The organism is Pseudoalteromonas sp. B160, from assembly GCF_037162485.1.
In the GTDB taxonomy this organism is placed as follows: domain Bacteria; phylum Pseudomonadota; class Gammaproteobacteria; order Enterobacterales; family Alteromonadaceae; genus Pseudoalteromonas; species Pseudoalteromonas rhizosphaerae.
This window is the reverse complement of record NZ_JARLUX010000002.1, coordinates 858141-880587: the sequence shown is the minus strand read 5'-3', so window position 1 is coordinate 880587 and position 22447 is coordinate 858141. Positions and strand designations below refer to the sequence as shown.

Annotated in this window: 17 protein-coding genes and 1 pseudogene; 9 read left to right on the top strand and 9 right to left on the bottom strand. The window is 40.2% G+C overall.

Annotated elements, in window-relative coordinates; genetic code table 11:
• Positions 1–31: 31 nt before the first annotated feature.
• The 4 genes and pseudogenes from P4S61_RS22355 to P4S61_RS22340 form a co-directional block, all read right to left on the bottom strand.
• Entirely contained in the window at positions 32–757 is a 726-nt protein-coding gene (locus P4S61_RS22355) for a YebC/PmpR family DNA-binding transcriptional regulator (protein WP_182761151.1), read from the bottom strand.
• A 167-nt stretch (positions 758–924) separates the two neighbouring features.
• Positions 925–1558 (bottom strand): annotated as a pseudogene (locus P4S61_RS22350) (HAD family hydrolase).
• Between the two features lie 160 nt (positions 1559–1718).
• On the bottom strand, positions 1719–2237 hold the full coding sequence (locus P4S61_RS22345) for a DUF6702 family protein (protein WP_145238863.1): 519 nt from the start codon (positions 2235–2237) through the stop codon (positions 1719–1721).
• Positions 2237–4678, bottom strand: coding sequence for a M1 family metallopeptidase (locus P4S61_RS22340; protein ID WP_337119234.1), 2442 nt, complete (start codon positions 4676–4678; stop codon positions 2237–2239). Before P4S61_RS22340 ends, P4S61_RS22345 begins: the two co-directional genes overlap by 1 nt.
• A gap of 304 nt (positions 4679–4982) precedes the next feature.
• Between P4S61_RS22340 and P4S61_RS22335 the strand changes: the two genes are divergently transcribed.
• The 6 genes from P4S61_RS22335 to P4S61_RS22310 all read left to right on the top strand — a co-directional run bounded on the left by P4S61_RS22335 (position 4983) and on the right by P4S61_RS22310 (position 12263).
• Positions 4983–5237, top strand: coding sequence for a hypothetical protein (locus P4S61_RS22335; protein ID WP_145238869.1), 255 nt, complete (start codon positions 4983–4985; stop codon positions 5235–5237).
• 128 nt (positions 5238–5365) lie between these two features.
• A complete protein-coding gene (locus tag P4S61_RS22330; RefSeq protein ID WP_145238872.1) occupies positions 5366–5605 on the top strand; it encodes a hypothetical protein in 240 nt (79 codons plus the stop codon).
• 76 nt (positions 5606–5681) lie between these two features.
• Positions 5682–6926 carry an exonuclease SbcCD subunit D C-terminal domain-containing protein gene (locus P4S61_RS22325; RefSeq protein ID WP_182819654.1) on the top strand — a complete coding sequence of 415 codons (1245 nt, stop codon included), beginning with the start codon at positions 5682–5684 and terminating at the stop codon, positions 6924–6926.
• Entirely contained in the window at positions 6923–10564 is a 3642-nt protein-coding gene (locus P4S61_RS22320; protein ID WP_182819653.1) for an AAA family ATPase, read from the top strand. Before P4S61_RS22325 ends, P4S61_RS22320 begins: the two co-directional genes overlap by 4 nt.
• 9 nt (positions 10565–10573) lie before the next feature.
• A complete protein-coding gene (locus P4S61_RS22315; protein ID WP_337119233.1) occupies positions 10574–11239 on the top strand; it encodes a class I SAM-dependent methyltransferase in 666 nt (221 codons plus the stop codon).
• 364 nt (positions 11240–11603) lie between these two features.
• Positions 11604–12263, top strand: a complete 660-nt coding sequence (locus P4S61_RS22310) for a hypothetical protein (RefSeq protein WP_182739343.1) — start codon at positions 11604–11606, stop codon at positions 12261–12263.
• Between the two features lie 77 nt (positions 12264–12340).
• Here the strand turns inward: P4S61_RS22310 and P4S61_RS22305 are convergent, their stop codons facing one another.
• Both P4S61_RS22305 and dgt read right to left on the bottom strand, forming a co-directional pair.
• Complete coding sequence (locus tag P4S61_RS22305; protein WP_337119232.1) at positions 12341–13885, bottom strand: hypothetical protein; 1545 nt, start codon at positions 13883–13885, stop codon at positions 12341–12343.
• Between the two features lie 59 nt (positions 13886–13944).
• Entirely contained in the window at positions 13945–15408 is a 1464-nt protein-coding gene (dgt, locus tag P4S61_RS22300) for a dGTPase (protein WP_145238889.1), read from the bottom strand.
• A 203-nt stretch (positions 15409–15611) separates the two neighbouring features.
• Between dgt and P4S61_RS22295 the strand changes: the two genes are divergently transcribed.
• Positions 15612–16823, top strand: coding sequence for an alkaline phosphatase family protein (locus tag P4S61_RS22295; protein WP_145238892.1), 1212 nt, complete (start codon positions 15612–15614; stop codon positions 16821–16823).
• Positions 16824–16881: 58 nt separating this feature from the next.
• Here the strand turns inward: P4S61_RS22295 and P4S61_RS22290 are convergent, their stop codons facing one another.
• Together P4S61_RS22290 and P4S61_RS22285 are read right to left on the bottom strand one after the other, a co-directional pair.
• Positions 16882–17625, bottom strand: coding sequence for a zinc-dependent metalloprotease family protein (locus tag P4S61_RS22290; protein WP_145238895.1), 744 nt, complete (start codon positions 17623–17625; stop codon positions 16882–16884).
• 58 nt (positions 17626–17683) lie between these two features.
• The gene (locus tag P4S61_RS22285) at positions 17684–18385 is read right to left on the bottom strand and encodes a hypothetical protein (protein ID WP_145238898.1); all 702 of its coding nucleotides are present in this window, start codon (positions 18383–18385) and stop codon (positions 17684–17686) included.
• A 460-nt stretch (positions 18386–18845) separates the two neighbouring features.
• Here P4S61_RS22285 and P4S61_RS22280 point away from each other — a divergent pair, with 460 nt between their 5' ends.
• Together P4S61_RS22280 and P4S61_RS22275 are read left to right on the top strand one after the other, a co-directional pair.
• The gene (locus tag P4S61_RS22280; protein ID WP_337119231.1) at positions 18846–19847 is read left to right on the top strand and encodes an ATP-grasp domain-containing protein; all 1002 of its coding nucleotides are present in this window, start codon (positions 18846–18848) and stop codon (positions 19845–19847) included.
• 239 nt (positions 19848–20086) lie between these two features.
• Positions 20087–21244 carry a benzoate/H(+) symporter BenE family transporter gene (locus tag P4S61_RS22275; RefSeq protein WP_182757826.1) on the top strand — a complete coding sequence of 386 codons (1158 nt, stop codon included), beginning with the start codon at positions 20087–20089 and terminating at the stop codon, positions 21242–21244.
• A gap of 158 nt (positions 21245–21402) precedes the next feature.
• Here P4S61_RS22275 and P4S61_RS22270 read toward each other — a convergent pair whose 3' ends face one another.
• Positions 21403–22446, bottom strand: a complete 1044-nt coding sequence (locus P4S61_RS22270; protein ID WP_145238906.1) for a DUF2955 domain-containing protein — start codon at positions 22444–22446, stop codon at positions 21403–21405.
• Position 22447 lies beyond the last annotated feature (1 nt).

Genomic DNA, 22447 nt, shown 5'->3' with positions numbered 1-22447 from the left:
CTTTATAACTTTATAACTTTATAACTTCAGCCTAATTCACTACCGTGGCGTTATGATAAACGTTTTGTACGTCGTCACAATCTTCCAACATTGCAATAAATTTATCAAAATTAGCGATAACATCGGCATCAGTAATTTCTATATGCACTTGTGGTACAAAGGTGATTTCGTCAACTTCAAAAATAATACCTGCAAACGCCTCTTCTAATGCTGTTTTTGCTTTGTAATATTCGGTATGTGGAGCAAAAACCGATACTTTGCCATCTTCAACTTCTACATCGGTTACATCAACATCAGCCATCATTAAAGCTTCAAGTACCACTTCATCATCGTCACCACTAAAGCCAAGTACAGCTAAATGATCAAACATATGTGCTACACAGCCTGGCGTACCTATTTTTGAATCAGTTTTAGTAAACGGTAAGCGAACATCTTTAATAGTACGATTTGGGTTATCTGTTAAACAGTCAACAATCACCATACAGTTACCTGGGCCATAGCCTTCGTAACGGGCTGTTGCATAATCCTCACCAGCTCCGCCAGCAGCTTTTTCTATCGCTTTTTCGATGACATGTGCTGGTACTTGATCTCGCTTTGCGCGTTCGATTAAGCGTTTTAGCGACTGGTTTACTTCTGGATCAGGTTCACCATTTTTTGCTGCTACGTAAATTTCTTTACCGTACTTAGAATTAACTTTGGTTTTAGCATTGGCTGTTTTCGCCATGGAGCTTTTACGTACTTCAAATGCTCTGCCCATCTTATGCCTCTATTGGAAACTCGATATTGGCAACATTTTAACAATTAGCGCGGTATTGAGCTAGTGATTAAATGACTGCAAAATCACAATTATGACATTTCATTTGACAGTACTCATGTTTATAAAAGTTAAACAACGCACTATTTAACATAACATATTTAATACCTTTAAATGGAGACATTTAAAATACGTGATTGTCGTGTTTGTCCTAAATTATTTATTAAGTTAGGCAATTCAGAAAAATGGTGCAGAATATAATCAGCTTGATCTGCATATGCAGGCACATCACTCGGTGCATATAAGCAAGCACGCATATTGGCATTATGTGCAGCCTGGATATCATAAAGATAATCACCAACATAAAGTATGTGTTGCTGATCTATTCCCCATAACGTTGCAATTGCATTCAAAGCGCTCGGATCTGGCTTAGGGGGCATCACTACGCGTGAGTACTGTTTGAATTGGCAACGGATTATTTTTTAATTTCAGCGCAGTAGCGCGATCGTAATTGCGAGTCACGATTGCCATTGGTATTGCTTGCTCTTTTAAACACGCGATAGCTTGCGCTACGCCAGGTAACAACGTTGCATGTTGAGCATCTATAAGCTCATGTTGATGGACAATATTCATTGCTTCCTCACGCATGTAAGGCGAAGGAAGACCATCAATAAAACTAAGTAGATCAAGCTCGTCAGGACACCCGACTTGAGCTTTGATAAGAGTAAAATCAAGTTCAGATGATACTAAGGTGCCATCTAAATCAAAAATAACCCCAGCTACTGCACTTTGATACGTGTTCATACCACTCCTTGTATATGATTTAATTTTCATCCAAATTACTTACTTTAAGATAGTTTAAGCAATTGGATATGAAAAGAAACATATTCGTATTTAATTAAAAATTAATAAAAAAAGCGCACAAAACCACTGTGCGCGTCGGTTGGGGGACTATTAAACTTGCCTACTTTGTTTGCTCTACCGCTGTATTAGCTGGTTCAAAGCGCGCTTCTAGCCAAGTGTCATCTTGGGTAAAGTGCAGTGTTTTCACTTTGCCTTTACCTTCAACATTAACCATATTCACTTGCGCAGGCCATAAATCGCGCAGCGCGCCGTGACTCATACGGATCCCTTTAATATCCTTTGGGATCGGTGCTTCTTGGTAAACCCAAAAAAACTTACCATCAACTTGCGCACCCACTTCTTTCAACACTAGCGGCTCTCCATCGAGTGTTTGTAAAGCAACATGTGATTCGATGTAATCTACAAAGCGTTGTTGATCTTCTTTATTACTAATAATATCGGCGCCACCGGCAAATAAATGCTCCACAGCATGCTCGGTATCATGTAAATAAAAACGATGCATTAGCTCAATATTGCTAGTACGTTTATTGAATAAAACAGTAGTTACTGATGCTTTAAGTTGATGTGCCGTCGCAGGCATAGCAACTATAAAAGCAAGAATAATAAGCATAAAACGCATTATTCTTGTTCCTTAGCGTCATCTTTTTCGTCATCTGTTTTTAGTTCAGTTTTAATATCGTGCATGATATCGCGGCTGACTTTGGCTTTACTTTGCTCTTTTTTATACACTTCAATACGTGAAGGAATAATACGACGAGGGTAGTTATTATTTTCAACATCTACGTCTGCAGTTTCCCAACGAGGATCAACCGTTACAGATACCAAAGGCTTGTTCTTATCAGTAATAATAAGTTTTTGCACATGTTTGTGGTTGCGACGCCAGATTTCGGCAGGGATCATACGATCTTCTTTAGTACCATCTTCATAGGTAAGCTCAAGTAAAATTGGCATTACTAGGCCGCCTAAATTCGAAAATTCAAGCACGTAATAGTTTTTATCTTCTGCAACTGCGCGATCGAGTACTTTACGCTCCCATGGCTCTAAGCCTTTTAAAAATTTATTATACGAGTTGCGCTCTTTGTTAGTAACAGTGAAGCGGTCGTTTTCATCGTAGAAATCAGTTACGTCGGAGTTTTCTTCAACCCATAGCTTTTTAGCTTCAGCCTTATTGCGTTCCACAAATAGTGGCATAGGTTTAGCCGCTTCAATATCACGTAGGCGATTAAAATCTATATCAGGGTTTTTAGTATCTAAACGTAATTGATAGACTTTATCGAGCGAGATATCAACATGATCAGTGCTATAGAACCAGCCACGCCAGAACCAATCTAAATCAACACCTGATGCTTCTTCCATGGTACGGAAAAAATCAGCAGGGGTAGGGCGCTTGTACTTCCAACGCTGGGCGTACTCTTTAAACGCAAAATCAAACAGCTCACGGCCTAAAATCACTTCACGCAAAATATTTAGTGCGGCCGCAGGTTTGGTATAAGCATTAGGCCCTAAACGCAGTACGCTATCTGACTGAGTCATTACCGGCACTTGATTTTCAGACTTCATGTAGGCAACAACGTCACGCGGTTCAACACCCCATGGAATAGTTGGATCCCATTCACGCCCAGCAACACCATCTAAAAAGCTGTTTAAACCTTCATCCATCCAAGTCCATTGGCGCTCATCAGAGTTCACCACCATAGGAAAATAAATATGACCAACCTCGTGGATCACCACGCCAATTAAAAAGCGCTTTTCAGCTTGTGAATAAGTACGCGAACCGTCATCCTGTAACTCAGTTCGTGGGCCATTAAATGTGATCATTGGGTATTCCATACCGCCTACTGGACCATTGACTGACTGCGCAACAGGGTATGGATAATCAAATGAAAAGCGCGAATAAACTTCCATTGTATGTACGATTGCTTCGGTCGAATACTTCTTCCATAGATCGCCACCTTCTTTAGGGAAAAATGACATAGCCATCACTAATGGCTGATCATTACCTCCTTGTTGGTAACCTTTTGCATCCCACATAAATTTACGCGACGACGCCCATGCAAAGTCACGCACATTTTCCGCTTTAAAGTGCCATGTTTTGGTCTTGTCTGTGCCTTCTTTTTCATTTTCTAAGGCTTCATCTTCAGTAACGATAAATACTGGACGCTTTGTATTTTTGGCTTGTTCTAAACGGTTTCGCTGAGAACGGGTCAGCACGCTACTAGCATTATCAAGCTTACCCGTTGCTGAGACGATATGATCGGCAGGAACAGTGATCTCAACATCATAATCACCAAATTCTAGCGTAAACTCACCACTGCCTAAAAAGGCTTTATTAGTCCATGCTTCGTAATCTGTATAAGCAGCTAAACGCGGAAACCATTGAGCAAGTAAGAATATGTCGTTGCCATCTTTTTCAAAATGCTCGTAACCAGAGCGAGCGCCAACGGCATCTTCTTCGACGATGTTAAAAGCAAAGTCCATGCTGAATTCAGTGTCTTTGCCTGGTTTCAGTGGTTCATTTAAGTCAATACGCATTAGTGTATCAACAACTGTGACTTTTAATTCTTTACCGTTATCATCTTTAACATTAGCAATTGTAAAGCCAAGTTCATTGTCACTCATAAATTGTTGACGACGTAACTGACTTAAACTTAATTTAGTTGCTTTTGGTTGTGGATCTCCCTGTAGGGCAGAGCCGTTAAATGTAGCAGTACGTTCTGCAATAGAGTCGCTTTTAAAAATATTTTGATCGAGTTGCAACCATAAATACTTGAGTGTGTGCGGTGAATTATTTTTATACTCTATGGTTTGACTTGCTGTTAAGCGACGTGCATTTTCATCAAGCTTTACATCGATGTCGTAATTAACATGCTGCTGCCAATATTTTTCACCAGGCTCACCTGCTGCACTACGATAAACATTCGGTGTAGGCAGCACTTCATCAAGTTGGCGAAACTTATCAACATAACTGCCTTTTGTTTGCTCAACTGCAGAAGCCATAACAGTACTTGAGAGAGCTAACGGTAAAAATATAGCCCCTAAAGTTACAACTGCTTTTTTCATAATTAATCCTGTTAATTTTTCGTAAGCATACTTTGTCAAAATAGTGAGATATATTCAATGAAATAGCGATAAACCGCCGCATTTATAGGGTAAAAAATAACTTATTCTTAAATACTGATGATTAACAACAAGGCAATTATTGTAAAGGGGTTTACAGCAACTTTTGTACGAAATTCAGGCTTAATTAATGCAAGTCAATTACAGTTAGCTTTACAGTTTGTAAACACGTTAACCTAAACGATGAGTAGTAAACCCTCTTACCATAGTATTGAATAAGTTAGCTGACAGCTTGCAGGGGTAACCGATGAAATTTTACATTGTAAAAAAAGATAATAGTGTTGCGGCAATTCCAGCTCAGACTGAGCAACTAAATGAATATCAAAAGCGGGGCTTTGAGTTTGTTGAAGTCGTTGCGGCTTGCGATAAAAACGACGCACTCGCTCGCTTTCCAAAACATAGTAAAAAACGTAAAAAGTGGCTTGTTTTATGCAGTAGTTTGGTGGTTATAAGCATAACTTTTAGCTTAATTTCGGCTATTTTTGTATTAATGGCTAAATAATGAATTCTTTAGTTGACCTTTATAGTCATTTGTATTTAAAATCGCCCACTTTTTTGATTTGAGGGGGTTAAAAGCATCGCTTTTCTCCTCAAAAGTGTTTCAACATACTAGTAAAATGCGGTGGGCATATGGATTTTTATATCCTAAAAAAACAACAAGAAGTAATTGCAATTCCAGCAGATGAACAAAGTTGTAAACAGTATTTAGATTCAGGTTATTTTTATATTGATAAAGTAGCTGCCTGTAACGAAACGAATGCGTTAAAAGTACTGCAGGCCAAACAAACCAAAGCACTCAAAGTACCATTAGTGCTGGCATTGTTAGCTTTACCCATGGTGATCTTTGCTTGGTATAACCTAACAAGTTAAAGATTAAGCTTGTGCCCTTGCATCTTAATTTAGCTTGGGTATATTGACGCTCTTAACTGTTTTTTAAGAGCGTGACATGAAAGTCTTACATACCTCAGATTGGCATTTAGGCCAACAATTTTACGAACACAATCGCTGCCAAGAGCATCAGGTGTTTTTCAGTTGGCTGATAGACACGCTCGTCACACAACAAATAGATCTGCTGTTAGTCGCTGGTGATATTTATCACACAGCTACCCCACCTGCTAGCAGTGAAAATCAACTCTACCAATTTATAAAAGATGCCAAAAAACACTGCCCTGCATTACAAATAGTGCTTATTGCCGGTAATCATGATTCTGCAAATCGCATAATGGCCGCCCAGCCGCTGCTTGCTCAGTTTGATACTCAGGTCGTAGGCCGTTTTGATGCGAACAGCCCAGCAGATGTGGTACTGCGTTTAAATAGCAACTCTGTAACAGCTCATATCGTTGCAATGCCATTTTTACGTGCCAGTGATGTTAGTTCGCTTAGTCACACTGAAAACGGTCACGATTACGCTCAAGGCATAGCTAAGGCGTACCAGCTAAGTATTGATCATGCGCTCATTGATAAGCCTGCAACAACGCCGCTGATAGTGATGGGGCACTTACATGCCAAGGGCGGCGATATCTCCAGTGATTCTGAGCGAAATTTGATAATTGGCGGAGAAGAATCAGTCACAGCAAACGTGTTTAGCAATCATGCTGATTACGTTGCGCTGGGCCACTTGCATAAAGCGCAAATAGTCGCAAAGTCCGAGACAATCCGCTATAGCGGTACACCAATACCGATGTCGTTTTCAGAGCGTAACTATAAACACCAAGTATGTGTTGCTGAGTTTACAACCACCACTGATGATACGATTGCAGTGACTGTAAACCCCCTTTACATTCCTCGCCCAACAGAAGTGATTCTATTACCTGAAGGAGAGTGCGTACCTCTTGAACAATTATGCCAACAACTATCGAGCCTAGACCTAAGCCAATATAGCCAAGCTCCGTATTTAAGAGTAAAGCTCGGTGCAGGGGATACCGATACAACTTTTCGAGAGCAAATTGAAAAAGCACTAGAGAACAAAGAAGTGCGCTTTTGCGGCATAGAACGCGTTCGTCAGCAAAATAAAGAGCAGCGTTTAACTGTCTTTGAAGATTTAAGCCAAGTCGAAATGCTCAACCCGCAAATGTTATTAGAGCAAGCGTTTGCCAATAACAAAGACATGGCGGGGCAAGCTGTCCCGGATGAGCTAAAAGCCCTTTTAAACGATGTAATAAGCGAACTTGCGGAGCAAGAACAACTATGAAAATAACCGCAGTACGCATCCATAACTTAGCCTCAATTGTTGACGCCGAAATCGACTTTACCAAAGCACCGTTAAGGGATGCTGGTTTATTTGCCATAACAGGCGACACCGGTGCAGGAAAAAGCACTTTTTTAGATGCGATTTGCTTAGCCCTTTATACCAAAACAGCTCGATTAAGAGGTGATAAAGGTAACTTAATAGATTTTAATGGCGACAGTATAAAGTTAAATGATCCACGTAACTTATTACGTAAGGGTAAATGGGAAGGTTTTGCCGAGGTCGATTTTTTAGGCCAAGATAAACAGCTCTATCGCGCGCGCTATACCATTCAAAGAACTCATAAAAAAATAACCGGCAAGTTAAAAGTAGCTGAGCACAGCCTCTATACTTTGCCAGACGAAACGCTAATAGCTGATAAAAGCAACACCATAAAAGAAGTCGAAAGTAAAATAGGGCTCAACTTTGAACAATTCTCGCGGGCGGTATTATTAGCGCAACATGAGTTTGCGGCATTTTTAAAGGCCACGGGTGATGAACGAGCCCAGCTTTTAGAATGCTTAACTGGCACAGATAAATTTAGCTTGATTGGTAAACGTATTTTTGAGCGCCATAAAGAACAGCTAAATAAACTCGAATTGCTCAAAGCCAGTTTAGCCAGTTATACCTTACTCACTGACGAAGAACTTGCCGCGAAAACTCAACTACTTGATGATTTAAAACAGCAAATTGAAGATACTACAAAAACCTTAGCTGGCATCGAGCAGGGTATAAACTGGTATAAGCAAGCCAATAGTTTAGAGCAAGCACTGAATCTAGCACAACAAAATCAACAACAAGCCAGTACAGCGCTTAAAGCCATTGCAACACAAAGTGAACAGGCTAAACAAGCGCAAAGTGCACTGGAAATTAAAGACAATCGCAATCGTTTTAAAAGCTTAACGGCGCAAAATAATGAACTAAATACCAAGGTAAATGATTTAAAGAGTATTGATCACGCGGCACTCATTACTGATCTTGCCAGCGCACTTGAAAAGCACAACGAGAGCTTGCAAACGGCGAAAAAACAACAAAAAAGCGCAGAACCAATCATTGCTAAAGCACGTGAGCTCGACAATCAACTTGCGATGCAAACACAAACAATAACCAGTATTACAAGGCAAAATGAAAAAGAACAAAAACAACTTACTCATTTACAGCAGCAATTTAAACAAAGCCAAGCAAGTCATCAACAAGCAAAAAAACATTCCGAGCAACATCAGCAATGGCTAACCCAGCATAGTCAACTTAAGCAACTAGCGAGTGATTGGAATTACTATCAGCATAGCTTTAATCAGTTTTTGCACGCTAAGCAGCAATTTGCAACAACGACTGAACAAAGTACACAGTTAGCAGCTGAGCTTATACGGCAAAACGAGCAGCTGGAAACACAAACTAAAAAACTGACGCTAAGCGAACAAACACTTTTAAGCGAACAACAAAAGCTTGATCAACTCAACAAGCAACACGGCCAATTTAATATTGAGCAATGTGATGCCAAACTTAAAAGTATCGATTACTTAAAAGAGCAACGCGAGCGTTACAAACAGTTTAATCAAGAGCTAAAGCAAAGCACGCAACAACAAAGTGTTATTGCAAGCAAACTAAGTCAGGGCGAGCAAACACAAACAACGCTAACCCAGAACCTTGTAACACGAGAACAAACGCTTAAACACAGTGAATACGCACTAAATCAAGCTCGCTTACGTGCCAGCGAAAGTGTCGAACATTTACGTGCTCAACTTACGCCAAATGAACCTTGTTTGGTATGTGGGGCAACCGAACACCCATTCGCAGATCAGCAATTAACTAACTTAATCGCTGCTTTTGAAAATGACTATAAAACTGCAAAACAGCACTACGAAAATGCCCTAGCAGAGCTTCACTCGCATCAAACTCAGCATGCTGTGCTCGTTGCTGAACACACACAACACAGCCAAGCGGTACAGACTGCACAGACTAAACAGCTTGAAATAAAACATACCATGCAAGCGGCCCGCACTGAACTTAATGACTTAACCTCAGAGCAATTGGAGGCCAGTTACATTGCGCTCAATGAACAAAAAACACAGTATTATGCAACACAAAAGCAACAGCGCAACTTGCAAGAGCAAGTAAACCAACTGCAAAGTATCTTTAAAAATGAGCAGCAAGCTCAACAACAGTTACATACACGCCACGTTGAACTAAGCAATCAACAAAGCCAGCTCAATAGCAAGCTAAGTGAGCTAAGCACACAAATTAATGAGCTAACCGCGACCCTTGGTTCACAATTTCAAGAGGCTCAATTTTGGCAACAACTGCAAAATAATACGCTTGATTTAACTGAGTTAAACCAGCAAGTTGAGCAATATCAGCACAACCAAGAGCAGCTTGAGCAAGCGCAAAAACAACTCGATAGCGCTGACCAACAGATGCAGCAGTTTACACCGCTGATCAGTGATGCGGAGCTGATCTTAAAAAACCTAAATGATGATTTAGCCAAAGCACAGCAACAACATAGCAGCTCGCAAAGTGAGCGCTTAGCGCTATTTAATAATGAACACATTAGTGCTGACGACTACCAAACGAAGCTAGCTGCTCAACAAGAGCAATGCCAAGCACAGCTTCAGCACAGCCAAAAAGCGCACGATAACGCGATAAAACAACGCGACGAGCACGCGATAACGCTGCAAGGCCTCGAGCAACGGCTACTTGAAAATGCGCAAGAACAAGCCGACCTCGATACTCGCTATAATCAATGGTTTGCTGAATTTAAAAGCCGCTACAGCGATGCAAGCCACGAACAGGTCACAATTTTACTAACACTAAGTAGCGATGAAATTAAAACGCATTTAAAGCAACATGAACAATTAGCGCAAGCTTTAATAGATGAAAATGCCGCGTTAAAGCAGCACAAACACGCTTACTTACAGCATCAAAACAGCGATAAACCTAAGCAAAGTCATGCTGAGCTTATTCAACAGTTAGCCAATTTAAACGATCAGCAAGCTGCTCAGCACAAAACACAGCTTGCAACCAATACTGTACTTGAACAGCACAATCAAAACCGTCAGGCGCTGCAAGGCAAACAAACTGAATTGGCAACCTTGCAAAAACACGTCGAGCAATGGCATGTACTTAATAAAGTGTTGGGTGATGCAACGGGTAAAACAATGCGTAACTTAGCACAAACGCAAACGCTGAAAATATTATTACACTATGCAAACAGCCACTTACGAACGTTAAACAAACGCTATGAACTTACCGCTATTGAGCAAACCTTGGATATCGCCATTGTTGATAAGGACATGGCCGATGAGCAACGTTCAGTTAATACCTTATCCGGCGGCGAGTCGTTTTTAGTCTCGTTGGCACTTGCGCTGGGCCTTGCATCTTTGTCATCCAATAAAGTAAGTATTAACTCTTTGTTTATTGACGAAGGCTTTGGTACGTTAGACAGTGAAACATTAAGCATTGCCATGGATGCACTTGATTCATTACAAGCGCAGGGGCGCAAAGTGGGCGTGATCTCCCATGTATCTCAAATGACAGAACGGGTTGCTACCCAAGTTCATGTCGCCAAGAAACCTGGTGGCTATTCGACTGTTACAATTATTTAAGGAATAGTAATGCCAACATTTACACAAGACGAAGCAACGCAGTATGATTCTCGCATTCCTCGTTTAGTACCAGGGTATGAATTACTGCACAACAGTACCGCAGCGCAACTACAAGCAACGCTCGGCGATGAAGCACATATTTTGGTAATAGGCGCCGGTACCGGTAAAGAAGTCGCCCTCCTTGCTGCCTTGCAGCCTAAATGGCATTTTACTGCACAAGATACCTCACAAGACATGCTCGATATCGCAAAGCAACGATTTGTTGAGCTTGGGATCAGTGAGCGGGTTACTTTACACTTAGGCTCGCCATCCGAACTTAAACAACAAGCGGATGCCGCATTATGCTTATTAGTGATGCACTTTGTGGCAGATAACGGCGATAAAAAAGCCATGTTGCAAGCAATTAGCACACAGCTAAAAGCACATGGGCAATTATATTTAGCCGATTTAATGCGTCCAGAAACACTTTTTGAGCGTGATGCCCAATTGATACTCAGCAAACAATTAGGCTTAACTAAAACAGGGGTAGAGCGCATGCAGCATAATTTTGAGCATGAGTTTTTCCCACTTGATAGAATTCGTCTTGCCGACTTACTCGATGAAACAGGCTTCAATAGTGGCAAGTTGTATTTTAAAACACTTGGTTTTAGTGGTTATGTGGCACAAAAACGCTAAACGTAAACTAATAATTTACCTTTCACAATGCTGTATTACTTCCTAGACATGCATTAAAGCATTTTTAAAACCGTTAACCCAACGCTGGTTAACGGTTTTAATATTGACACTTTATTTTTCAATATCTTACCCTAACCAAATAGACTCGTATTAGGTCTAATAAAACCACCATTACTTGGGATTGTGTATCATCCCACTAACAACAATGTACTGACACACTTAGAATCAATAATAATTTTTTCATGTGCTTTTAAGCCAAATATAAGCTTTTAACGGTTACCGTCTTATTTGGTTGTACCTATAAAGTTTGCAATAACAAAAAATAATGGTAGGCTGTAAGTTCATCTTTTACAGGACGTAACTAATGAAAAAATGGATTTTTATATTAATCTCCCTCAGTTTCAGCCCGCTATGTACTGCATCCGCTGTTTACTCCCCTTTGACACAACCGCAATTAGAACAACCTGACACAACACTATTAACTCGACTAGCTGATTTTTGTAATCGCAGAGAAAACATCACAACATCAACCGATAAAGACAGCTTCGCGAATATAATTGAATCACCAATAACAGCTGGTTTTTATCTACACTCATATAACAACACGGCAAAACAGACTGCATGGCGCAATTTTTATGAGTTGCCAGCGCGCTGTAAAACTAAAGAAAACGCCACCATTAATGCACTTTGGTGTACGGAGCATCAGCGAAAAAAACGCCAACAGTTTGAGTTACAATGGCAAACAGCGGGCAACTTACAACGTGCCGAAGTACAACCTAATGATCATGTCTATGAAATCATCCTACCCAGAAAAGGCATGCAATCGATTAGTTTAGCTACTCAAAACGTAAAGTCACTCCCCCAAACAAGCTTATTACAACATGCTTCTTCATTAATGGGGATTGTCTGTATTTGTTTGTTTATTACCGTTGTGATTTTATTTTTTAGTTGGCGACATGCTAAAAGGGTGAAGCGGTTCGTAATCTTAACTCATACAAATAAAGTAATTTATAGCAGCAAGTAACAGCCCAGAGCAGGCTGCTACTAAACGAAATAGTCTGAGCTTTGGAGAATAAACAACCCCCAGCGACAATTAATAAATTAATCGTCGGTTTTTAACTGTTTTGCACGCTCTTGTGCTGCAATTAATTTGGCTGATTTTGGCACTGTTTTTTTCGGGACAATCGTCGGCTTTTCTTTTGAATTTGGATCCCAAGTAGGGTCGAGTGATAAATTAGCAAATGGATTAGCTTTACGCTGATTTGGATCTGCTACAGATGCGCCAGATATATCATCTCTTTCATCTTGCTCTGATACACTATGCTGCTCTGCTGCTAATTCATCGTTTAATGCAGCAAGCGCCTGTGCTATTTCATCATCACTGTCAGTTACCGTTAAAGTATCAGCTTGTGGTTGAACATCCACGGTCGTTGATAGCTCAACTTCCCTCATTTGCGAAAGGCCTGATGTGAGCACTTGGCCACTACTATTAACAGCATCCGAATGGACAATTTCATTTGCTACTTCATTCGTTGCGCAATGAATAACGTTTTCATCATCCATTTTAGGTAATAGCTCAGCTTCGCTATCGAGCTCTGTTGTGGTCGTTTGGTGTGGTTCTAAATTAGTATCAAGATCAGCTTCAACATTTATCGTCGCAGACTTTATGACATCTTTAGGTTGTTGTGGTTTCTGACCTGGTAATGGCGCATCAGGATCAAACATACGCACTTCAGGCTCTTTAAAATCATGCTCATTTTTAAAAAGCCGCTGCGTTAGCTCAACTTTTACGTTCACATCGTCTGCACTTATCACTTCAGTTTGTGGAGTTGCAATCACTACTTGCTCTGCTATAACCGCTTTTTTTGGCGCAACAGTGGATTCGCTTGCTACGGGCTCAGCTTTTGCGGGGGTTAATTTTGATACAGCGGCTTCTGTACTTGAAGCCTCATCAGTTGCAGGAATTAGCGGTGCAGTTTCAACTGCTTTTTTGTTAGCCCGTAAGCGCAGCAGCAACATTGCAGCTAATAATAAAACTACTAACAACAATAAACTTGGCATTAATAACGAATCCGACTCAGTGCGCACTGGTTCTGGGGCTGTTACCTTTATCGTCGCAGGTTCGCTTGTTATTACTGCTTCGGGTGTAGCATCAACTACATCATTGTTTTGCCCAAGCGGCTGTTCGACTGTGGTTTCTGCGCTGCTCTTTTGCTCAACTTCAATACTTTGGGCATTCTCAACATTTTCAACATTTTCAACATTTTCAACAATTACAGACGCCTCCCTTTGAACTTCTGCTGGCTCATTTTTGGCTACTGACGAATTGCTGTCAAGGGGGTTTACAGTCGAGTTTTGCGTCTCTAATGTAGATTTTATTTTATTATCAACATGTGTTTTTGGTGCAACCACTACAGGTGCTGGTTTCGCTTGAGACGCTGGAGGTGGGTTACTGCAGTTGTTTTTATAATCTTTTGCCGCATTTCGATAACTACGGCTACTTGTATTATCGCTGTATTGTTGCATTTGTTGTTTATACAAAATGCACATAGCTTCACTGTATTTAGCAAAGCTATTGAAACTAAAAGTAAATAAAATAAATAAGCAAAGTCGTAATACGTGAGCCATCATAAATCTATTAAACAAAATAACACAATAAACCCAGTTTAATAGTTGTGCGCAAATTTATCTAGCAGTGTGTTTTGCTAATCAATTACCATCAAGGTACGGTATTCATCGTAAGCAAATTGATCTGTCATGCCGCTGATATAATCTTGAATAAATCGACAGCGATAATAAAACTCATAAGCGAGTACATGATCGGGTTCTGCTTGCATCGCTTCAATGGCTTGTAAATAGCTATTTAAATGCTTTTTCGAAAGCTTTTTGAGCAACCGTGTTTCAATTAAGAAACGATCATCCCCTTTGATCACCCGTTTAAAGTCATCATGACTTAACAGCAGTAATGGCTTATAACAATCAAGTAATCCATTGATAATTCGATAGCCTTGTAATTCAAGTTTACCGACTTCCTTATGTGAAAACACATACTCAAACGCCACTTGTTTCAAAGTGGTGGTTATAGCGTGTAAATGACTGCGGTCTTCTAACAAGGCCTGATTAAAATCACCATGATAAACCGCTTCAATATTATCTATAAAACGTTTGGCCGCATAATTAACCAGAGGGTGGAGTAGAGTTACCCGTAAATAAATAAAAAACTCGCTATTAAAGTTATAAGGTTGCTGAGCGGCCTTATCGAGGGCATAGTTAACTGCTTTTTCAACCACGTGCTGATGTTCTGCATCGTCAATAGTAAGATTAGTTAACACTTTTTGATAATGCTGTTTGAGTTTATCGCATAATAACTCAACAGTGATAATGCCCTTTTCTACGGCATCTTCAATATCAGCTAAGCAATATGAAATATCATCAGCCGCTTCCATTATATAACTGGCGGGGTGGCGACATTGTGGCTCTATCAATAGCTCTTTTTGCAATCTTTCAACAAAGTTTTTTTCACTGTAGTAAAAGCCTACTTTTTTCATCAAATAATTTTTAGTTCGCGGTATATCTTCTTTAGCCATACTTGCCGGACGCGTGTATTTTAAAATACCAGCCGTTTGGCTATAGGTTAAATTAAGTGATAACAGTGAGTGTACAATACGGATACCTTGCGCATTACCTTCAAAGTTACAAATATCTTGTGCTAAATGTTTAAATATTAAGCCAATTCCCGTGTGTGGATCGGCGCAGCGCTGAGGGGTAAGCGTTGCTAAATTTGCGTTAAACCAGTGATTAATCGCAGCTTCACCAAAATGACCAAACGGTGGATTACCTATATCGTGCATCAAGCAGGCCATTTCAACCAGACTTTCTAGCGGCCTCTCTAACCCTGTTAGGCCATATTCAGCTTGTTGTTTGGCCGTTAAATTCGCAAAGATGCGTTGCACTATAAAACGCCCAACCTGTTGTACTTCGAGGGAGTGAGTTAACCGCGAGCGGACCGCAGCATTGCGCTCCAACGGAAACACTTGCGTTTTTTGTTGTAAGCGGCGAATTGCAGCACTATTGATGATACGGCCACGATCGCTTTCTAACGCCATCTGTAAATTAGGGGTTGAGCGCAGCTCACGCGCTGACGTTATTTTTTTGCTGAAATCGATCATAGACGCTCCTTTTATTGTCTACTTTTAATCTAACAGCTTGTTTACTAAATTAATATCTATGACTGCTGTTCGCACATAAATTTATCTATTAATAATTATCACGGTCATAAAATAGCGGTACACTGCATATTAAACATAAGCATATCGTAACGTATTTGTTTATTTTCTGATTACCAATAACGCCCAACAAAGGTATTAATACAATGAAGCCTATTTTAAGTTTTCTGTTATTAGCATTGCTCATTTATGGCTCTTTTAGCCACGCTAAAGACGATAGAAACTCTGCTAATAATACCGTAGTACTTGTTTCTCTTGATGGATTCCGCTGGGATTACATCGAAAAACACGGTGCTGAAAATTTAGCCGCAATAGCTAAATCGGGAGTTCGCGCAACTAAAATGCGCCCGGTATATCCGACTAAAACATTTCCTAATCATATATCTATCATTACTGGTTTATTGCCAATTAATCATGGCGTAGTAGATAACCGCTTTTGCGATACACAAAGAAATGAATGCTATAGCATGGGAAAAGGGAAAGACGACAGCACATGGTTCAACGGCATTCCACTGTGGAATTTGGCGTCGATGCAGGGATTAAAATCAGCCGCTTATTTTTGGCCCGAATCAGATGCGCGATTTAATGGCATGCTGCCGAATTACTTTTACCATTATTCAAAACACAGTAATTATCAAAATCGTGTTGATCAAATTATTCAATGGCTAACATTGCCAGCAGCGCAGCGCCCGCAATTAGTTGTTAGTTATTTTTCACTGGTAGATAGTATGGGCCATGAATATGGGCCTGATGCTGAGCAAACCAAGCAAGCGGTAAAAGAAGTAGATGTATTAATGGGGCAATTACAGCAACGCCTCAATGAACTAGAGCAAAATGTTAACTTAGTGATTGTCTCCGATCATGGTATGAGTACGGTTGAGCCAAACCAAAGTATTGCTATCAGTAGCTTACCGAAAGACGACAAGTTTATGGTTAAAAATACCGGACCGAGAGTATTGATCTATGCTAATAAAGGCACTACAAAAGCTGAGATCACAGCATATAAACAACACTTAACGAAAGCAGCAAAAGGGCGCTATACCGTACTAAGTGATGAACAACGTAAGCTTTATCACTATGCTAACAATGGCCGAACTGGTGATATTATTTTACAAACCACAGCACCAAGAAGTTTTGCTGATACCGGTAAAGTAAGCTATTTAGGTACCCATGGCTATGCTTATAGCGAAGATATGGCGGCAACCTTTATTGCCAATGGCCCAGCATTTAAAAATTCATTAGTAATCGATGAAGTAAATAACTTAGATGTTTACCCACTTATTGCCAAAGTACTGGGAATTAAAGTACTCAATGCAATCGATGGCGATGGCGCAACACTTTGGCCTGCTTTAAATTAAATAATAAAAAGAGCGCTAATGCGCTCAAAAGGGAAAAACTGTTCACTAAAAATAAACGCTATTTAAAGTTAGCAATACTGTCTTTAGTGGCATTTACTGTACGCCATGCAAACGATTCACCAGTTACACCGTAAGGAATACCATTAACACTCCAGTTCGGGTTAGAAAAATAATCATACTGCGTGGCACTACCAAATACATGAGGGTACGCCATAATACTGGCAAACTGATTTTGTACGCCATGGCCCATACCATCAACATAAACACCACCTGATGTATCACCTTGCTTACGAGAGTGTGCTAAGCCTTGATTGTGGCCTAATTCATGTACAAAGGTTGTTGCTCCACAATCTACCGCTGTAATACTGTACATACTGTTACTTACTGAGCTATATAAATTACCATTACTGCCATTGCCAACCCACGCAATACCACACGAAATTAGGTTACTGCCAGCACTTTGACCAGTACCAAGCACCGCAACCATATCTGCCCCCCAACTATTGCGTAAACCTTGAATATAACTACTGTTAGTGACTGAATTTAGCCAGCTGCTAGAAGGTGTAATTGCATGATTACCTAAGTTTTCGCTGCCTACTAAACGCAGTGAAATATCAATACCATTTTGGCTATAAACCTGATTACTAAAAGCAATATACTGGTTAATTTTAGTATTAATGTTTGCAGTGGCCGCCGCCGCTTGATCTGTATATAAAATCGCAATATCAATAGTCGCGGCGTGGCTAGTTGCAGTCATACCTAATGCACATAATGCAGCTAAAGTAGTTAGTCGTTTATTCATAGTAGTTCCTTGTCAGGTTGTGTTGTATTACTGTGTTAAAGTCTGCTCTGAAAAATTTCTATAAGTTATTACCTTCTGCTTTTGGTGCAAACGGATCCTCACCATTGCTTGGCTCTAATGTGGGTTGATTAGTGACTTGATGTTCCATGTGGTTTTTATAAAGATCTCGCTTTGCCGCAAGCCAACCATATTGCCCTTTACCTTCAAATACATAATTACCGCTTGGTGCAGTTAATTGGCCATATATAGCGTCTGCGCCAATAGTCATCACGGTGGTGTGAAATCGCCCATCAGCACCAAGCACTCGGCCAAAAATACTTTTATCACCATTGCTAGCAGCAATTACATTGGTAACCTCTGCGCTAAAGGTTTCAGCGGTTTGTGGAATAGCTAGATCAAAATTATCGCCTTGCTTTAGCTTTCTGAGCGCAACTAAGTCAAATTCTATATAAACCTCATTATGTAAATCTGTAGGCAAAAATCCTGAGGCTTTGAGAATCTGCTCTGCTTTCTCTGAGAGTCGATTAATAGCATCAAATTCATCATGTGTTTGATTTACAGCTACTTTAGGTTTAGCTAAAACTCTTGGTAACGATATATCTGGTGATGTTTTAGCCCCTAACTTAGGCGCTATAGTCGATAACTGAACGTCACTCGTAGGAACCGAATGGGTTACATTGCTTTCTTTGTAGATAACGAACTCATATAGCAAAAAAGCACTGATCGGAACGATAACAATAAATGCAATAGCCCTTTTCATTTGTCTCTCTTTTAGATCTAAAGGTTAATATATTGTTATTTTTACATCAGAGTAAATTAAATCGCAAGCATAAATTTGTTACCGAAAACAAAAACGAAACTTTCAATATTTATCATATTAATCTTACAGTTAATAAATTAAATATATAAAAGTTATGAATGAATAACTTTAATACTAAAAATACAACGCGTTAAGTTAACATTAACTTATCAATTATACCTTTTGTAGTTACATACTTTATTGCAATAAAAAAACACCTACTATTGATTAACCAAAATGAGATATGAAAAATAATATTATCGTGACGATAAAATTTATTTGTTTTACTGCACATCAGATGAACCTCATACTCCGCGTCTTTTGCCGCAGACTCTCATCATCATAAGTGACTGTGAACATCTATAACGTAGTGAGCCTATTTTTTCTGTGAGCTGCGGATCAATACTCAAGAGGAAATACCATGCGTGGCTGGATCATTTATAAAGACAGTGCTGGATTACTAAAACAAGAGACCTACGAAGTAGAGCGTTTACTGGCCGCAGCAAAAGAAGAAGGTATCGATTTACAAGTTTTCTCTCCCGATCAATTTGATTTAACTATCACCCGCGAAGATGGCAAAAGCATTCTAATTGACGGTGTAACCACAACTTTGCCTGACTTTGTTATTCCTCGCATGGGCGCCAGCACCACCTATTTTGCACTAGCAATTATTCGCCATCTCGAGCGACTAGGGGTGTACTGCGTTAATAGCTCACAATCAATTGAGACGGTAAAAGATAAACTGTTTGCACAGCAAATTTTAGCTGAGCGTAACTTACCTACACCAAATACTATGCTGGTAAAATTTCCAGTAAATATCGACTTAGTAGATAGGCAAATAGGCTTTCCAGTGGTGATTAAAACACTTTCAGGCTCGCAGGGCAGTGGCGTATTTTTATCAAAGTCAAAAAGCGAATTTGACGATTTAATGCAATTAATTGAAGCCGCCAACCCGCAAGCTAATATCATCTTGCAACAGTTTGTTAAATCTAGCCATGGTCGTGATTTGCGAGTACTCACTATTGGTGGCCGTGCTGTCGCATGTATGGAGCGAAACTCTGGCGGTAAAAACTTTAAAGCGAACGTGAGTGCAGGTGGCACTGGTAAACCGCACCCAATTACTCCAGAGATTGAATGGTTAGCTACACAAACAGCTAATGTACTCAATTTAGACGTTGCTGGTATTGATTTATTATTTGATGATAATCACTTTAAAATTTGCGAAGCAAATTCAAGCCCTGGATTTGAAGGCTTAGAAGCTGCACTGGGGATCAATGTGGCTCGTGAAATCTTGCATTTTATTCGCATTCGCTTGGGTATTTTTGACCGCCTAGAGAATTTAAGCTTAGCCTTGGATGAAGACAGTAAAGCAGCGATGGAACAGCCTACTCCAAGCCCCATATTAAGCGCTGTAGTACAGTAAAATTTTAGTCGTAAATAACGACTATTGCTTTGTATACTAAGCTGTCATTGGTGACGTGTGAAAACTGTTACACCGTCGCCATTACAAATCTAACACTTTATCACTACCTCAGAACATCAATACTTTCTCCAACCAGTAAGACCTTAGTCATAAGTAACCTCGAAAGATAAACACGCCCTAGCATCAAAGTAATATTTGTGTATAAATAGAACGATTGAATTCAACGATTTAGGAACCACATGCAACTCTCAAATCAACTATTAAACCGTTTAACTGCGGGCTTAGTTGCGGTGATCATCGGTTTTACCAGCTCTATCGCACTTATTTACCAAGTCGTTATTGTGCTAGGTGGCACAGCGGAGCTCGTTGCAAGTTGGGTACTTATGTTAGGTATTGCGATGGGTGTCACTTCAATTGGCTTATCGTACTACTATAAAATCCCAATTTTAATTGCCTGGTCAACAACCGGTGCCGCTTTACTCATTACCAGTGCCCAAGGTTATAGTTTAAATCAAGCTGTAGGCGCATTTATGTTCAGTGCTTTACTGGTATTTATATCAGGGATCACTGGCTGGTTTGAAAAAATAATGCAACGTATCCCGAGTCAAATTGCTTGTGCAATGCTTGGCGGTGTTTTAGTGACTTTTGGCATAGATGTATTTAACTTTATGGGTGAAAAACCATTGCTAATTGGTGCGATGGTGCTGGTTTATTTAGTCTGTAAGCGTTTAATGCCACGTTTTTCGATGCTTATGGTACTGATTGCTGGGTTTGTAATGGCTGGCGTTACAGGGCAAATAGATACCAGCAGTTGGCAATGGAAAATGAGCGAGTTTGCGTTTATCGCTCCTGAATTTAATTTACAAGCGATGATCAGCGTTGGTATTCCGCTTTATATCGTCACCATGACTTCACAAAACTTGCCAGGCATTGCAGTGTTAAAAGCACATAATTACCCTGCACCCGTCTCTGCAGCGCTCAATGTCACTGGTTTTAGTAATATCCTTATTGCCCCTTTTGGTGGCTATGCCATTAATTTAGCTGCTATTACTGCGGCAATTTGCATGAGTGAAGATGCCGACAGCGACCCTAAAAAGCGTTACTGGGCAAGTATCGCGGGCGGTGGTTTTTATATCCTGATGGCGATTGGAGCAGCGACTCTAGTGGGTTTAGTGGCAAGTTTGCCACAAGCACTTATTTTAGCCTTGGCGGGGATTGCTTTATTCACCACCATTGCCTCGAGCTTACAGCAAGCTTTGTCTGATAGTTACTACACTGAGGCGGCAATGATCACTTTTTTGGTCACCGCCTCTGATCTTACTTTATTTTCTATTGGCTCGGCATTTTGGGGGATATTGTTAGGCGCGCTGACTTTATGGTTGATCCCGCGAAAATAACACTCGCAATAAATCAGCTTAACGCATCGTTGAGTAGCGATTGTGTTAATTAGTGGTTTATAAACTCACGCCTAAAGTGATCATTATTTAAACACAGTTAGTATAACAAAGTAATAACCGCCCTAGTGCATAAGGAACTGACTAAGGCGGTTATTATATTAGTCGAAAGTATGATGACGGGTGACACTAAACCGATTAAGAATATGATGCATAATATACACCGCACATAAACTCACGATTATCGCAACCGATACAGACGAAAACCGATAAAGCGCACTGTAAACCAAGTCTTGCCCAGGTCCGAGAGACTGACCAAATAAAATTCCAAATGTGGTAATAACCCCAAATCCAACACCAGGAATACCGCCACCTAAAATATGATAACGGCTAAATATAAAAGTTAAAATCCACAAGATCAGCGCCGGAAAAATCAGAATATCGGTGTGATTATACAAAAACAGCTGCGATACTAACGCTAAATTACAACCAATTAATGTGCCAATTGCTCGTTGCCAGCCAGCCATGCCAGCGGCTTTCCAGCACAAAGGAAACAAAATTAAGATCGATGCCGCTTGTGCTGAAATTGAATCTTGTAAATCAAATACCTGAAAAATCACAAACGACAGTGTAGCAACTGTAGCGCACAACAGTACTTCGTGGCGAATACTCTCTTTTGCTTTTGTTGGCATCACCCGACCTTGGCGTGGTGCAACATCAGGAAATACAAAGTGCATTAATACCGCCGCTAACACGGTCACTACGACTGCTAAACCATTGCTGATGATCAACGGATAAATACTCGTGCCATTACCAACATAACTAGAAAAGTGCAGTTGAATAGATAAACTAACGACACTTAAAGCACCAAACAAAAAGTTAGCACCACAGCTCATTTGATAAAACAAAAATGCAAACGCTAAAAAGCACAGCAAGGTCATCGCCACTGGTAAATGAGAAAATAAACCCTGTACTATTAATACAAATAACCCACTAAATGCCGCGCTGGCAAAAAACTGACGAATGATATGTGCATTTAAAATCGGCACTAATCCTAATAACAACATAGGATAAACGGTGAAGAAAATACCATTTGGCCAATTCATCAATTTACATAAACTAAATCCCAACGCGCTGCCGCCAGCGATACGCAACGCTTGCCGAAGGCCATTCTGGTCTAGTTTTACAGGGACTGATGCAGACATA